This window comes from Streptomyces sp. NPDC059895 (assembly GCF_042731035.1).
Classification (GTDB): domain Bacteria; phylum Actinomycetota; class Actinomycetes; order Streptomycetales; family Streptomycetaceae; genus Streptomyces.
The window spans coordinates 67,210-82,165 of the sequence record NZ_JBHWKO010000004.1 but is presented as its reverse complement, the minus strand read 5'-3'; the positions used below and the strand labels follow the sequence as shown (position 1 = coordinate 82,165).

General features: G+C 72.6%; 12 protein-coding genes. 6 read left to right on the top strand and 6 right to left on the bottom strand.

What is annotated here, in order from left to right; all coding sequences use genetic code 11:
• The first annotated feature begins 121 nt into the window (after nucleotides 1-121).
• Both ACFV9M_RS06175 and ACFV9M_RS06170 read left to right on the top strand, forming a co-directional pair.
• On the top strand, nucleotides 122-3,268 hold the full coding sequence (locus tag ACFV9M_RS06175) for a sacsin N-terminal ATP-binding-like domain-containing protein (protein ID WP_385069822.1): 3,147 nt from the start codon (nucleotides 122-124) through the stop codon (nucleotides 3,266-3,268).
• 471 nt (nucleotides 3,269-3,739) lie between these two features.
• Nucleotides 3,740-4,663, top strand: coding sequence for a hypothetical protein (locus ACFV9M_RS06170; RefSeq protein ID WP_385069821.1), 924 nt, complete (start codon nucleotides 3,740-3,742; stop codon nucleotides 4,661-4,663).
• A 175-nt stretch (nucleotides 4,664-4,838) separates the two neighbouring features.
• On the opposite strand, the gene ACFV9M_RS06165 is transcribed toward ACFV9M_RS06170, so the two are convergent.
• Together ACFV9M_RS06165 and ACFV9M_RS06160 are read right to left on the bottom strand one after the other, a co-directional pair.
• Nucleotides 4,839-7,205 carry an HAD-IC family P-type ATPase gene (locus tag ACFV9M_RS06165; protein ID WP_385070722.1) on the bottom strand — a complete coding sequence of 789 codons (2,367 nt, stop codon included), beginning with the start codon at nucleotides 7,203-7,205 and terminating at the stop codon, nucleotides 4,839-4,841.
• A 97-nt stretch (nucleotides 7,206-7,302) separates the two neighbouring features.
• Nucleotides 7,303-7,587: a DUF2530 domain-containing protein gene (locus ACFV9M_RS06160; protein ID WP_385070724.1), complete on the bottom strand. Its 285-nt coding sequence runs from the start codon at nucleotides 7,585-7,587 to the stop codon at nucleotides 7,303-7,305.
• Between the two features lie 287 nt (nucleotides 7,588-7,874).
• Between ACFV9M_RS06160 and ACFV9M_RS06155 the strand changes: the two genes are divergently transcribed.
• Entirely contained in the window at nucleotides 7,875-9,326 is a 1,452-nt protein-coding gene (locus tag ACFV9M_RS06155) for an NCS2 family permease (RefSeq protein WP_385070726.1), read from the top strand.
• Nucleotides 9,327-9,454: 128 nt separating this feature from the next.
• On the opposite strand, the gene ACFV9M_RS06150 is transcribed toward ACFV9M_RS06155, so the two are convergent.
• Nucleotides 9,455-9,637 carry a ribbon-helix-helix protein, CopG family gene (locus ACFV9M_RS06150; protein WP_385070729.1) on the bottom strand — a complete coding sequence of 61 codons (183 nt, stop codon included), beginning with the start codon at nucleotides 9,635-9,637 and terminating at the stop codon, nucleotides 9,455-9,457.
• A 164-nt stretch (nucleotides 9,638-9,801) separates the two neighbouring features.
• Between ACFV9M_RS06150 and ACFV9M_RS06145 the strand changes: the two genes are divergently transcribed.
• Nucleotides 9,802-10,239, top strand: a complete 438-nt coding sequence (locus ACFV9M_RS06145; RefSeq protein WP_385070732.1) for a MarR family winged helix-turn-helix transcriptional regulator — start codon at nucleotides 9,802-9,804, stop codon at nucleotides 10,237-10,239.
• 25 nt (nucleotides 10,240-10,264) lie between these two features.
• Entirely contained in the window at nucleotides 10,265-11,626 is a 1,362-nt protein-coding gene (locus ACFV9M_RS06140) for an MFS transporter (RefSeq protein ID WP_385070735.1), read from the top strand.
• Nucleotides 11,627-11,638: 12 nt separating this feature from the next.
• Here the strand turns inward: ACFV9M_RS06140 and ACFV9M_RS06135 are convergent, their stop codons facing one another.
• The gene (locus ACFV9M_RS06135) at nucleotides 11,639-12,226 is read right to left on the bottom strand and encodes a Uma2 family endonuclease (RefSeq protein WP_385070737.1); all 588 of its coding nucleotides are present in this window, start codon (nucleotides 12,224-12,226) and stop codon (nucleotides 11,639-11,641) included.
• Nucleotides 12,227-12,347: 121 nt separating this feature from the next.
• Between ACFV9M_RS06135 and thpR the strand changes: the two genes are divergently transcribed.
• Nucleotides 12,348-12,920 carry an RNA 2',3'-cyclic phosphodiesterase gene (thpR, locus tag ACFV9M_RS06130; protein WP_385070740.1) on the top strand — a complete coding sequence of 191 codons (573 nt, stop codon included), beginning with the start codon at nucleotides 12,348-12,350 and terminating at the stop codon, nucleotides 12,918-12,920.
• Between the two features lie 288 nt (nucleotides 12,921-13,208).
• Here the strand turns inward: thpR and ACFV9M_RS06125 are convergent, their stop codons facing one another.
• On the bottom strand, nucleotides 13,209-14,201 hold the full coding sequence (locus ACFV9M_RS06125; protein WP_385070743.1) for an aldo/keto reductase: 993 nt from the start codon (nucleotides 14,199-14,201) through the stop codon (nucleotides 13,209-13,211).
• A 48-nt stretch (nucleotides 14,202-14,249) separates the two neighbouring features.
• Nucleotides 14,250-14,837, bottom strand: a complete 588-nt coding sequence (locus tag ACFV9M_RS06120; RefSeq protein ID WP_385070746.1) for a Uma2 family endonuclease — start codon at nucleotides 14,835-14,837, stop codon at nucleotides 14,250-14,252.
• Between the last annotated feature and the right edge of the window lie 119 nt (nucleotides 14,838-14,956).

The window sequence follows — 14,956 nt, the reverse complement described above, 5'->3', positions numbered from 1 at the left end:
CCGGGCCACCCCGGCCGGGTGCCCGGCGTCAACCCGGCGGGGCGGCAGCCCGAGGCCGACGCGTCGCACTCTCCGGCGCGCGGTACCTTCGAGCCCACGCCGATGAGGAGAGTGAACCGACGTGAGCAAGTTCGTGCGGCCGGCAGCTGAGGGCGCGGACCCCTTCGGTACGGCGCGTCTGCGCCGCGGAGTGCTGGACGCCTGGGCCACCAGCCCCGCCCGCTTCCGGGAGGACGCCAACGCCGAGGAGGACCTGGTCCTCGGCGGCTACCGGGACCGGCTGGTCGTGGAGCTCGCTCAGAACGCCGCCGACGCGGCCGCCCGGGCCGGGGTCCCGGGCCGGCTCCGGCTGACGCTGCGCGAGCAGGTCCTCGTCGCCGCGAACACCGGCGCGCCGCTGGACGCCGCCGGTGTCGAGTCGCTCGCCACCCTGCGCGCCTCCGCCAAGCGGGACGCGCAAGCGGTCTCGGTGGGCCGGTTCGGCGTCGGCTTCGCCGCCGTCCTGGCCGTGACCGACGAGCCCGCCGTCGTCGGACGGCACGGCGGGGTCCGCTGGTCCCTGCCGGAGGCCCGTGTGCTGGCCTCCGAGACCGCCCGGCACAGCCCCGGGCTGGGCGACGAGATCCGGCGCCGGGACGGGCACGTACCGCTGCTGCGGCTGCCGTTCGCCGCCGAGGGCACCGCTCCGGACCCGTACGACACCGCCGTCATCCTGCCCCTGCGCGACGCGGCCGCCGCCGATCTCGCCGAGCGGCTCCTCGCGGCCGTCGACGACGCCGTACTCCTCGCGCTGCCCGGGCTGGAGGAGATCGCGGTGGAGATCGGGGACGCGCCCGCCCGCGTCCTGCGCCGGTACACCGACGGCGCCCTCACCGTCGTGGAGGACTCGCGGGACGGGACGACCCGCTGGCGGACCGCCGGCGGCCACGGCCCCCTCACCCCCGACCTGCTCGCGGACCGGCCGCTGGAGGAGCGGCTGAGGCCGCACTGGTCGGTGACGTGGGCCGTGCCCGTCGACGCCGAGGGGGCGCCCGCCCGCCCGCGGACCAGCCCCGTCGTGCACGCGCCGACGCCCAGCGACGAGCCGCTCGGCGTGCCCGCCCTGCTCATCGCCTCCTTCCCCCTCGACACCACCCGCCGCCACGCCGCGCCGGGGCCGCTCACCGACTTCCTGGTGCTGCGGGCGGCGGACACGTACGCCGAACTGCTCGCCGACTGGCGGCCGGTGACCGCCGGGGCCGTCGACCTCGTGCCGGGGCCGCTCGGCAAGGGCGAACTGGACGGGGCGCTGCGCCAGGCGATCCTGGAGCGGCTGCCGCGCACCGCCTTCCTGCCGCCCGCCGTGCGGCCCGCCGAGGACGACGGCGACCTGCCGGAGGCCCTGCGCCCGCGGGACGCCGAGGTGGTGGAGGGGGCCGGCGCCGACACCGTGCGCGTGCTGGCCGAGGTGCTGCCGACGCTGCTGCCCGCCGGGCTGGAGCGGCGGGTGGAACTGCGCACCCTGGGGGTGGCCCGGATCCCGCTCGCCGACGCCGTCGACCGGCTGGCGGGGCTGGAGAAGGCCCCGGAGTGGTGGCACCGGCTGTACGAGAGCCTCGCCGGCGTGGATCCCGACCGGCTCTCGGGGCTGCCCGTGCCGCTGGCCGGGGACGCCTCCCCGGCGTCCGGCGCGGCGCGGACCACGATCGGCCCCCGCCAGGTGCTGCTGCCCACGGCGGAGTCGGCGGGCGTCGACGCGGGGGTCCTCACCCGGCTCGGCCTGAAGATGGCCCACCCGGACGCCGCCCATCCGCTCCTGGAGAAGCTCGGGGCGCTGCCCGCGACCCCGCGCGCCGTCCTGACCACCCCGCAGGTGCGGGCCGCCGTCGCCGCCTCCCTGGACGAGGACGGCGGTGCCTGGGACGAGGACGCCCCGGACGCCGAGGAACTCGCCGACACCGTCCTCGCCCTGGTGCGCGACGCCGCTCTGGAGCCCGGTGACGAGCCCTGGCTCGGCGCGCTCGCCCTGCCGGACGAGGACGGCGAACTCGCCCCGGCCGGTGAACTCGTGCTGCCCGGCAGCCCGTTCGCCCAGGTGATCCGGGACGGCGAACTGGCCTGCGTGGACGCCGAACTGGCCGAGAAGTGGGGCGAGCAGCCCCTCGCCGCGTGCGGTGTGCTCGCCGACTTCGCGCTCGTCCGCGCCACCGACGTCGTCCTCGACCCCGACGAGCTCGAACCCCGGGAGGGCGACTTCGCCGAGCCCGACGACGCCGGACTGCTGGACGCCGTCGACGTGTGGTGCGAGGACGTCCTGGACCGCTTCCCGGACACGCCCGTGCCCCCGGTCGCCACCGAGCTGGTCGCCGTCCGCGACCTCGACCTGGTCGACGACGACCGGTGGCCGCAGGCGCTCGCCCTGCTCGCCCAGCCGCCCCTGCGCGACGCCCTGACCCAGCCGGTGCGCGTCCTGCTGCCCGACGGCACGCACGAGGTCGTACGGCCCTACACGGCCTGGTGGCTGCGCGGGCACCCGGTGCTCGACGGGCGGCGTCCGGCGGGGCTGCTCGCCTCCGGCGGGGACCCGCTGCTGCGCGGGCTGTACGACGAGGCCGACGCCACCGGCTTCGACGACGAGCAGGTGCTGCGGGCGCTGGGCGTGCGGACGTCCGTGGCGGCCCTGCTCGATGAGCCGGGCGGTGCCGCCGAACTGCTGGACCGGCTCGCCGACCCGGAGCGGCCGGTCACCGCCGCCCAACTGCACGGGCTGTACGGGGCGCTGGCCGAGCTGGACCCGGACCGGGTGACCCTGCCGGACGAGGTGCGGGCCGTCGTCGACGGGCGGGTGGAGGTGGTGGACGCGGCCGACGCGGTCGTCGTCGACTCGCCCGACCTGCTGCCGTTCACCGAGGGCGTCCCGCTGCTGCCCGTGCGCCCCGCGCGCGCCGCCGAGCTGGCCGAGCTGTTCCAGGTGCGGCGGCTGAGCGAGTCCGTGACGGGCGAGGTCGGCTCCGAGGGCACCGAGCACGACGTGCCGGACCCGGTGCGGGTGCTGCTCGGTCCGCGGACGCCGGACACCTACGTCGAGCACGGGGAACTCGTCGTCGACGGCGTGGAGATCGACTGGCGGCTGACGGACGACGGCGTCCTGCACGCCTCCACCCTGGAGGGCGTCGCCGCGGGGCTGGCCTGGGCGGCGGGCCAGTGGCCTCGGCGGTTCGAGGTCGCGGCACTGCTGGAGGACCCGTCGCGGACGGGCGAACTGGCACGGGACCGCTGGTTCGACTGACGTCCTTCTACGCGTCCCGCACATTTCCTCCGTTTAACGTGCAACCGTTCGGCGGGGTGGTGAGTCTCATGCGGTGAAGCGGCGCGAACAGCCGCTTCACCGAGCACTCGGGCCCCGCCGGACGCATCCGCCCCGCGGGCCCCTGAACACGGGGGACACCACATGCGCATCCGCACCGCCGTCGCCGCCTCGCGCGGCGCCCTCGCCGTCACCGGACCGTCCGCGGTGACGGCCGCGAGCGGCTCCGCCGACGGCGCGAGCGGCTTCGCCGACGTCAAGTAGGAGCGCGGGCGCGGAGCCGGGCGAGGCCAAAACGACGGTCCCCCGAGCGGGACCGGTCAGGTGACGGCCCCGCGCCGTACAACCATTCCCCCGCGTCAGACATCTCATCCTGCGAGCCGACAGGCTCGCGTCCACTCGGGCTCACCGGAGGCACCCTCCCGGACAGCCCCTTCTTCACTTGGGACATGCATGCGCATACGTGCCACCGTGGCCGCCGTCACCGGCGCCCTGGCCCTTTCCGCCCTTGCCGTGCCGGCCGCGCAGGCCGCCGACACCGAGCCGAGCAAGGCCGACTCCTTCAAGGCCGCGCACGAGGCCGCCTCCGGCCGGAGCACCTTCGCCGGCGAGACCGCCGCCGAGGGCGAGCCCTACGTTCTCAACGCCAAGTTCTCCGCCGTCAAGGTCAACAACGGCAAGCCGATCGTCGCCGGCACCACCGGCAGGGTCAGCGTCCCGGTGACCTACACCCTCACGCACTCCGCGGACGTCGACCCCACCGCGGCCGACACCGAGCTGGACGTCGTCCTGTACCGCGGCAGCTCCGTCGACAACGCCTCGAACATCCTCTTCGGGGACGACTGGCCGGTCTGCACCAACGTCTCGACGACCGTCTCCACCTGCAAGGGCACCGTCGACGTCTACCCGGGCGAGGAGCTGACCAACGCCGACGCCACCACCTTCAAGGCGGTCGGCTACGTCATCGACTGGAACGACCAGGACGTCTACTCCGACGTCATCGACTGGACCAAGGTCGGTTACACCGAGCAGGACGCCCTGACCACCGCCAAGCTCCAGCGCCTGTCGAAGCTGACGGTCAACGCCTCCCCGGAGCCGGTGACCAAGGGCAAGACCATCACCGTCACCGGCAAGCTGACCCGCGCGAACTGGGACAGCGGCACGTACACCGGTTACTCCGGCGTCTACGCGCAGCTCCAGTTCCGCAAGAAGGGCTCCACCACCTACAGCACGGTGAAGAGCGTCAAGACCACCTCGACCGGCGGTCTGAGCACCACCGTCAAGGCCTCGGTCGACGGCTACTACCGCTACAGCTTCGTGGGCACCACGACCGCCCCGGCGGTCAAGGCCGCGGGCGACTACGTCGACGTCCGCTGACGCGACGTCCGCTGAAGCCCCATCCGCTGAAGCGACACTCGCTGAAGCGACACGCGCTGAAGCGAGGTCCGTCGCATCGCGGCGGCCGAGTCCCGAGGGACGCACCGTGAAGGGCCCGCACCCCGCAGCCGGCGGGGTGCGGGCCCTTCCGCGTCCTCCCGGCGGCCGCCGGGAGTCAGGCGGGCGCCCGGCGGTCGACCTGTCTCCAGACGATCTCCAGGGCGGCCGCCGCCACGACCGCGACACCCACCGCCACCCAGGGCATCGTCACCCCGACCAGCTTCAGCGCGAAGAAGTCCTGGAGCCACGGGACCACCAGCACCACCAGGAACCCCGCGCCCATCGTGGCCACCAGGGCGATCCGCCACCAGGTGTACGGGCGGGCGATGATCGCCAGGACCCACAGGGTGATCAGGAACAGCGTGAGCGTCGCGGCGCTCGTCTCGGCGTCCAGCGCCCCCGGCCCGGTGTAGTGGCGCCGGGCGATCAGGTACGTGGCGAAGGTCGCGAGGCCCGCCAGCACCCCGCCCGGCACGGAGTACCGCATCACCCGGCGCACGAAGTGGGGGCGGGCCCGCTCCCGGTTGGGGGCGAGGGCGAGGAAGAAGGCCGGGACGCCGATGGTGAGGGTGGACAGCAGGGTCAGGTGGCGGGGCAGGAACGGGTACTCCACCTGCCAGCACACCACCAGCAGCGCCAGCAGCACCGAGTAGACCGTCTTCACCAGGAAGAGCGTCGCCACGCGCGTGATGTTGCCGATGACCCGCCGGCCCTCCGCCACCACCGACGGCAGCGTGGCGAAGCTGTTGTCCAGCAGCACGATCTGGGCGACGGCCCGGGTCGCCTCGGAGCCGGACCCCATCGCGACGCCGATGTCCGCGTCCTTCAGCGCGAGGACGTCGTTGACGCCGTCCCCGGTCATCGCGACCGTGTGCCCGCGGGACCGGAGGGCGCCGACCATGTCCCGCTTCTGCCGCGGGGTGACCCGGCCGAACACGGTGGCCTCGTCCAGGGCCCGCCCCATGCCGTCCCGCTCGGCGGGCAGCCGGCGCGCGTCGACCGTCCTGGCGTCGAGCCCCAGCTTGGCGGCCACCGCGCCGACCGAGACCGCGTTGTCGCCGGAGAGCACCTTGGCGTGGACGTCCTGCTCGGCGAAGTAGCGCAGGGTGTCGGCGGCGTCCGGGCGCAGCCGCTGCTCCAGGACGACGAGGGCGGTGGCGCGGGCGCCGCGGGCGACCTCGTCGTCGTCGAGGTCACGGGCGGCGCGGGCGAGCAGCAGCACCCGCAGGCCCTGTTCGTTGAGCCGCTCGGTCTCGGCGAGGGAGGGGTCGTCGGCGGGCAGCAGGACGTCGGGGGCGCCGAGCAGCCAGGTGCTGGTCTCGCCGTCGCCCTCGCTGAAGGTGGCGCCGCTGTACTTGCGGGCGGAGGAGAAGGGCAGCGACTCGGTGCAGCGCCAGTCGTCGCTGTCCGGGCAGGCGTCGATGATCGCCTGGAGGGAGGCGTTGGGGCGCGGGTCGGACTCGCCGAGCGCGCCCAGCACCTGCCGTACGTAGGTCTCGTCGCTGCCGTCGAGGCCGCGGACCTCGGTGACGTCCATGCCGCCCTCGGTGAGGGTGCCGGTCTTGTCCAGGCAGACGGTGTCGACGCGGGCGAGGCCCTCGATGGCCGGGAGTTCCTGGACGAGGCACTGCTTGCGGCCGAGGCGGATCACGCCGATGGCGAAGGCGACGGAGGTGAGGAGGACCAGGCCCTCCGGGACCATCGGGACGATCCCGCCGACCGTGCGGGCGACGGAGTCCTTGAGGTCGTTGCCCTTGACGACGAGCTGGGTGACGACCAGGCCGATCGCGGCGGGCGCCATCATCCACGTCACGTACTTGAGGATGGTGGAGATGCCGGAGCGCAGCTCGGAGTGGACGAGGGTGAAGCGGGAGGCCTCCTCGGCGAGCATGGCGGCGTAGGCCTCGCGGCCGACCTTGGTGGCCCGGAACGCGCCGCCCCCGGCGACGACGAAGCTGCCGGACATCACGGTGTCGCCGTGGCGTTTGACGACGGGGTCGGCCTCGCCGGTGAGCAGCGACTCGTCGATCTCCAGGCCGTCGGCCTCCGCGCAGACGCCGTCCACCACGATCTTGTCGCCGGGCCCGATCTCGACGACGTCGTCCAGGACGAGGGCGGAGGTGGCGACCTCGACGGCGATCCCGTCGCGGCGGACGGTCGGCCGGGCCTCGCCGATCACCGCGAGGGAGTCGAGGGTCTGCTTCGCCCGCCACTCCTGGATGATCCCGATGGCGGTGTTGGCGAGGATCACGAACCCGAACAGGCCGTCCTGGATCGGCGCCACGACCAGCATGACCAGCCAGAGCACGCCGATGATCGCGTTGAAGCGGGTGAGGACGTTGGCCCGGACGATCTCCCCGACGGTGCGGCTGCTGCGCACGGGGACGTCGTTGACCTGACCGCGCGCGACGCGCTCCGCGACCTCGGCACTGGTGAGCCCGGTCGCCGTACGGGCCGGGGCGGCGGCGTCGGTATGGGTCATGGAATCGACGGTACGTGCGGATCCGGGCGTTCACCCGCCGGATGCCCGGAAGATCCGACCTCGGGAGGAGGGCCGTCGTGCGCTGGTACTACTCGGCCTACTCGGCCCCGGACGTTTCCTTCGGGGCCGCGGCGTCCCGGGCGGCCGCGCCCTTGAGGGCCGCGTCCCTGCGGCGGACGTACCAGACGCCGATGAGGCCCAGGCCGCCGCCCGCCAGGCAGGTCCACAGCCACCACAGATGGCCGTGGTCGTCGAACCAGCCGTAGAAGGGGAGCTGGACGAGGAAGAGGGCGAACCAGAGGATCGTGCCGCCGGTGATGGTGGCGACCACGGGCCCCTCCAGGGGCTCCGGCGCCTCGTGCCTCGGTGTCCACTTCGCCATGTCCACAGCTTACGAGGCGCGGGGGCCGGCCCGCGGCCCGCGGCCACCGCTTCCGGCTCGCGGGGGAGGGCGGCCGTGACCGGCGGGGACGGTGGCCGTGACCGGCGGGAACGGCCGTCGCGACGGCCGGGGGACGGCCGGTGGACGGCCCGCGGCGCGCGGGTCTACGCGCGGAGATAGCGATCACGGTCTCATATGTTCATACTGAAACCGTTTGTGCCTGTTCACTTATGTTCGTAGGAAGCGCCAAAGCGGCTGGGGGAAGCCCGCTGGTGATGAGGTTACGCATGTCCACCTCGGCCCCCGCCAAGGTTCCCACGCCCGAAGGACCGGGCGGCGCGCCCGCGTACGGCGCACTCGACCGGTACTTCCGGATCTCCGAGCGGGGCAGCTCGCTCGCCCGTGAGGTGCGCGGCGGTTTCGCCACCTTCTTCGCGATGGCTTACATCATCGTGCTCAACCCGATCATCCTCGGCAGCGCGAAGGACATGTACGGGCATCAGCTCGACAACGGCCAGCTGGTCACCGCGACCTGCCTGACCGCCGCGTTCACCACGCTGCTGATGGGCGTCATCGGCAACGTGCCGATCGCGCTGGCCGCCGGTCTCGGCGTGAACTCCGTCGTCGCGCTCCAGCTCGCGCCCCGCATGTCCTGGGCGGACGCGATGGGCATGGTGGTGCTGGCCGGTTTCGTGGTCATGCTGCTGGTCGCCACCGGTCTGCGCGAGCGCGTCATGAACGCCGTGCCGTTCGGGCTGCGCAAGGCCATCTCGATCGGTATCGGCCTGTTCATCATGCTGATCGGGCTCGTGGACTCCGGGTTCGTCACCCGGATGCCGGACGCCGCCCAGACCACCGTCCCGCTCCAGCTGGGCGCCGACGGTCACCTCGACGGCTGGCCGGTCCTGATCTTCGTCCTCGGTGCGCTGCTCACCCTGGCCCTGATCGTCCGCAAGGTGCCCGGCGCGATCCTGATCTCGATCGTCGCCATGACCGTCCTGGCGCTGGTCGTCAACGCCGTCGCCACGGTGCCGTCCTGGGGCCTCACCGTCCCGCAGTGGCCCGGCAACCCCGTCGCCACCCCCGACTTCGGTCTGATCGGCGAGGTCAGCCTCTTCGGCGGGTTCTCCGAGGTCGGCGTGCTGACCGGGATCCTCTTCGTCTTCACCGTGCTGCTGTCGTGCTTCTTCGACGCGATGGGCACGATCATGGGCGTCAGTGACGAGGCCAAGCTGACGGACGCGCAGGGCCAGATGCCGGGCATCAACAAGGTCCTCTTCGTCGACGGTCTCGCCGTCGCCGCCGGCGGTGCCAGCTCCTCCTCCGCCACCACCGCCTTCGTGGAGTCCACGGCCGGCGTCGGCGAGGGCGCCCGCACCGGCTTCGCGAACCTCGTCACCGGTGGTCTCTTCGCCGTCGCGCTCTTCCTGACCCCCGTCGCGACGATGGTCCCGTCCCAGGCCGCCACCCCGGCCCTGCTCGCGGTCGGCTTCCTGATCCTGGCGAACTCCGTCAGGGACATCGACTGGGCGGACTACACCATCGCCATCCCGGCCTTCATCACGATGGTGATGATGCCGTTCACCTACTCGATCACCAACGGCATCGGCATGGGCTTCATCACCTTCGTGGTGCTGCGCCTGGCGGCCGGGCGGGGCCGGGAGGTCCCGGCGGCGCTGTACGCGGTCTCGGCCGTGTTCGCCTTCTACTACCTGATGCCGGCCCTCGGCCTCACCTGAGCCCGACGCCGGCCCTCGGCGTCACCTGAGCCCGACAGGGCCCGACGCCGGCCCTCGGCCTGGCCTGAGCCCGACAGGGCCCGACACCGGCCCCGGGCCGGGCGTGAGCCCGGTGGCGGGCCGCGGGGTCAGGTGAGCCCGTGGAACTTCTCCGTCTCCTCGACGGCGGTCTGGAACCGCTCGTCGAAGTCATCCCGAATGAGCGTCCGGACGACATAGTCCTGGACGCTCATTCCCCGTTTGGCGGCGTGGTGCCGGAGCCGTTCGAGCAGGTCGTGGTCTATTCGCAGGCTGAGCACACTGGTCCCCATGGGTACGAGGGTCGCGGCCCGGTTCCGTCCGGTGGGTGGCGTTCCGCACTCCTATCACCCGTATGAGTGACTTCCGGCGGTGGCTGAGAATGAGTGGCGGGCATCACGGGCAAAGACGCTCCCCCCGGTAGTCCTTAGCCAGGGTAATGAGTTACGCTAAAGAGATGCCGGACCTTAGCCATGGCGACGACGCGGCCGCCGTCAACTCCCTGCGCTCCGCCGTGATGCGGCTGTCGCGTCGGCTCAAGCACCAGCGGGTCGACGAGTCGCTGAGCCCGACCGAGATGTCGGTGCTCGGCACCCTGTCCCTCTGCGGCAGCGCCACCCCGGGTGAGCTCGCCCGCAAGGAGCATGTGCAGCCGCCCTCGATGACCCGCATCGTCGCCCTGCTGGAGGCCAAGGGCCTGGTCCGGCTGGAGCCGCATCCGGAGGACCGGCGGCAGAAGGTCGTCACCAAGACCGAGCAGGCCGAGACCATGCTCGAGGAGAGCCGCCGCAAGCGGAACGCGTTCCTCGCCACGCTGGTCGACGGCCTCGACGAGGACGAGTGGGCGAAGCTGCGCGCGGCCGCCCCCGTGCTGGAGAAGCTCGCACACCTGTAGGCAGTCCACGAGGAGGCGAACCCTTTTGAGTACGGGATCCGGAGCAGACTCCGCCCCCGCACCGACCACCCACGATTCCCCGCCCGCCCCCGACACCCCCCGCAAATCCTCGATGTTCGGTGCCCTGAAGGTCAGGAACTACCGCCTGTTCTTCGGCGGCCAGGTCGTCTCCAACATCGGCACCTGGATGCAGCGCATCGCCCAGGACTGGCTGGTGCTCAGCCTCACCGGCTCCGCCACCGCCGTCGGCGTCACGACGGCCCTGCAGTTCCTGCCGATGCTGCTGTTCGGCCTGTACGGCGGCGTCCTCGTCGACCGGCTGCCCAAGCGCCGCACGCTGCTCGGGACCCAGTCCGCGATGGCCGTCACCGGTATCGCGCTCGCGCTCCTCACCCTCTCCGGGCACGTGGAGGTCTGGCACGTCTACGTCGCCGCCTTCGCCGTCGGTCTCGCCACCGTCCTGGACAACCCGGCCCGCCAGTCCTTCGTCAGCGAGATGGTCGGCCCGGATCAGCTCCAGAACGCGGTGAGCCTGAACGCCGCGAACTTCCAGTCCGCCCGCCTCGTCGGCCCGGCCGTCGCCGGCGTGATGATCACCGGCGTGGGCACGGGATGGGCGTTCCTCTTCAACGGTCTGTCCTTCGTCGCGCCCATCGCCGGCCTGCTGCTGATGCGCGCCCGCGAGCTGCACGTCGTCCAGCGGGCGCCGCGCGGCAAGGGCCAGCTGCGGGAGGGGCTGCGGTACGTGGCCGGGCGTCCGGATCTGACCTGGACGATCGTCCTGGTCGGGTTCGTCGGCACCTTCGGCTTCAACTTCCCCGTCTACCTCTCCGCCTTCGCCGACGACGTCTTCGACGCGGGCGCGGGCTCCTACAGCCTGTTCAACACGCTGATGGCGTTGGGCTCGGTGGCCGGCGCGCTGCTGGCGGCCCGGCGCGGCACGGCCAGGATGCGGGTGCTGATCGCGGCGGCGGTGGCGTTCGGCCTGGTCGAGCTGGTCGCGGCGGCGGCACCCTCGCTGTGGCTGTTCGCGCTGCTCATGGCCCCGATCGGGATGTTCGGCATGACGGTCAACGTCACCGCGAACACCAGCATCCAGATGGGCACCGACCCGGCCATGCGCGGCCGTGTCATGGCGCTGTACATGATGGTCTTCCTCGGCGGTTCGCCGGTGGGCGCGCCGATCGCGGGCTGGATCACGGACGCGTACGGCGTCCGGGCCGGTCTGGCGGTGGGCGGCGCGATCGCCGCGCTCGCGGCGGCGGCCATCGGCCTGGTCCTGGCCCGGGTGGGCAACCTGCGCCTGACGGTGGGCTGGCGCCGCGGGCACCCGACGGTGCGGTTCGTGCCGCGGGAGCGGCGGGAGGAGCTGGCGGCGGCGGCCTGACCGGCGGGGGCGTCAGTCCCGGGGGAACCCGTCGGTCTGGAGGGTGAGGCCGACGACGGTGCCGGTGAGGTCGACGTCGTCCCCGAAGGAGACGATCGTCTCGATCGCGTAGTCGTCGTCCTTGGGGTGGACGTAGAGGCGGCACCTGCCCTGATACGGGTCGACGATGAGGTACACGGGGACTTCCGCCAGCGCGTAGGCGGTCTTCTTGGGGCCGTAGTCGTTGGCGGCCGTGCCCCGGGAGATGACCTCGGCGACGAACTCGACGTCCTCATGGCGCCAGCGGCCCTCGTCGTCCTTCGCGGCGGAGGCCCTGAGCACGGCCACGTCCGGACAGAACCCGTTCTCGTGGCCGGGGAAGTCGATGCGTACGTCCGAGAAGACCTTCACGTCCGTCCCGAACCTGGCGTCGACGGCCAGCACGATGCGCCGGATGATCTCCCAGTGGGTTTCGCGCTGCGGCGTCGTATGGACGTTGCCCCCGACGATCTCGACCCGGAATCCTTCGGGGACGGGCATCCGCTCAAGGCGCTCGAACCACTCGTCCAAGCGCTTGGTGTTGGCATCGGCCATGGCGATCCTGTCGTCTACGACGGTCATCGTGGCGCTCCTCCCCGGCTGCCCCGTGGGCGGGCGCGGCCGCGCGGTACAACGATACGCACGGTGACCGGGACACGCCCGGACGCGCGTGGTGGCGGTCACACTGGCTCACACTGGCTCCATGAGACTTTTCGCCGCCGTCCTGCCCCCGCGGGCCGTCACGGACGAACTCGCCGCCGAGGTGGCCGTGCTGCGGAGGCTGCCGGGGGCGGACGGGCTGCGCTGGACCGGCCTGCCCGGCTGGCACTTCACGCTCGCCTTCTACGGCGAGGTCGACGAGGACGTCGTACCGGAGCTGTCGGCGCGGCTGGAGCGGGCGGCGCGGCGCAGCGCGCCGTTCGAGCTGGCGTTGCGGGGCGGCGGGCAGTTCGGGCGCGGGCGGGCCCTGTGGACCGGGGCGGCGGGGGACGTGGCCGCGCTGCGGCTGCTGGCCGGCCGGGCGGAGGCGGCGGCCCGCAAGGCCGGCCTGGACCTGGGGGAGCACCGCCGCTACCAGGCCCATCTGACGCTGGCCCGCAGCCGGGACGCCGTCGACGTCCGGCCGTACGTCGAGGCGCTGCGCGCCTTCGCCGGCCGGACGTGGACCGTGGAGGAGCTGGTCCTCGTCCGCAGCCGCCTGCCCCGGTCCGGGGTGCCGGGCGAGCAGCCCCGCTATGAGCCGGTCGGGCGCTGGGCGCTCGGGGGCGACCGTTAGGCTCGAAGGGTGGACCCGAAGACCCGTAACCGGATCATGGCCGGTGTGCTTGTGCTGATGTTCGTCGTGGTGGCGGTGGCGGCGGCGCTCGGAAAGTAGCGGTGCGGTCGCGCTCCGCGGGGGCGGGGATCCGTGCGTCGTGGTCGGCCGCGGGCCGGTGGGGGCTGGTCGCGCGGTTCCCCGCGCCTCTGGTGGGGTGTGGCCTTGCGGTGTTGCCAGGTGCGCCCCTGGTGGGGTGCCTTTGCGGCGTCGGCAGGTGCGCCCCTGGCGGGGTGTGCCCCCAAGGCGTCACCAGGCGAAGGCCTCCGGGGACGGGCCCGGGCCCGGGAAGATGTCGTTCAGGTCGGTCAGGAGGTCCTCGGTGAGGTCCAGGTCGACCGCGCGGACGGCGGAGGCGAGCTGCTCGGCGGTGCGCGGGCCGACGATCGGGCCGGTCACGCCGGGGCGGGTGAGCAGCCAGGCGAGAGCGACCTCACCGGGTTCGAGACCGTGCTTGTCGAGCAGGTCCTCGTAGGCCTGGATCTGGGCGCGTGCGGTGGGGTCGGCGAGGGTGGCGGCGGCCCGGCCACTGGTCCGGCGTCCGACCTCGGCCTCCTTCTTGATGACCCCGCCGAGCAGGCCGCCGTGCAGCGGCGACCAGGGGATGACGCCGAGCCCGTACTCCTGCGCGGCCGGAATGACCTCCATCTCGGCGCGCCGCTCGGCGAGGTTGTAGAGGCACTGCTCGCTGACGAGGCCGATCGTCCCGTGCCGGCGGCCGGCGATCTCGTTGGCCTGGGCGATCTTGTACCCGGGGAAGTTGGAGGACCCGGCGTAGAGGATCTTGCCCTGCCGCACCAGCACGTCGATCGCCTGCCAGATCTCCTCGAAGGGAGTGGCGCGGTCGATGTGGTGGAACTGGTAGAGATCGATGTAGTCCGTCCGCAGCCGCTTGAGGCTGGCGTCGACGGCCCGCCGGATGTTCAGCGCGGAGAGCTTGTCGTGGTTGGGCCACGCGTCGCCGTCCGCCGCCATGTTGCCGTAGACCTTGGTGGCGAGGACGACCTTGTCGCGGCGGTCGCCGCCCTGCGCGAACCAGTTGCCGATGATCTCCTCGGTGCGGCCCTTGTTCTCACCCCAGCCGTACACGTTCGCCGTGTCGAGGAAGTTGAGGCCGGCGTCCAGCGCCGCGTCCATGATGGTGTGACTGTCGGCCTCGTCGGTCTGGGGGCCGAAGTTCATGGTCCCGAGGACCAGTCGGCTGACCTTGAGGCCGGTGCGTCCGAGCTGCGTGTACTTCATGACCGCCCAGCCAACGGCTTGGAGTGCGCTCCATGCAAGAGGGGGCGGTCAGTCGCGGGGGAACTCGCCGGTGGTGAGGACGAGGCCGACGGGGGTGCCGGTGAGGTCGAGGTCCTTGCCGAAGGCGACCGTCGTCTCGACCTGGTAGTCGCCCTCCTTGGGGTCGGTGTAGAGGTGGCACCGCCCCTGGTAGGGGTCCGCGATGACGTAGACGGGCACCTCGGCGGTGGCGTACGCGGTCTTCTTCGGGCCGTAGTCGTTGGCGCCGGTCCCCTTGGAGATCACCTCGGCGACGAACACCACGTCCTCGTGCCGCCAGCGGCCGTCCTCCGTCCTGGCGGCGCCCTCGGCCACCACGGTCACGTCGGTCGCGAACCCGTTGAGGTGCCCCGGGTAGTCGATGCGCACGTCGGACTTCACGCGGGTGCGCGGGTATTTCGTCCGCAGTTGCTCGACGATGTCCAGGATGATCTCCCAGCGGGTGTCCCGCTGCGGCGACATGTGGACGGTCCCCTCGACGATCTCGACCTTGTATCCCTCGGGGACGGGCATCTTCTCGAGCCGCTCGAACATCTCGTCGAGCGTGTCCGCGTTGTCGCTCTCGGCCATCGCGATCCTGTCGTCTAGGACGGTCATCGTGGCGCTCCTCACCGGCCGCACCGTCGACGCGTGCGGCCGCGCGGTACAACGATACGCACGGTGACCGGGTCACGCGGCGGCCTCACCGTGCCCGTGCGGTCAGCCGGTCCTGTGCG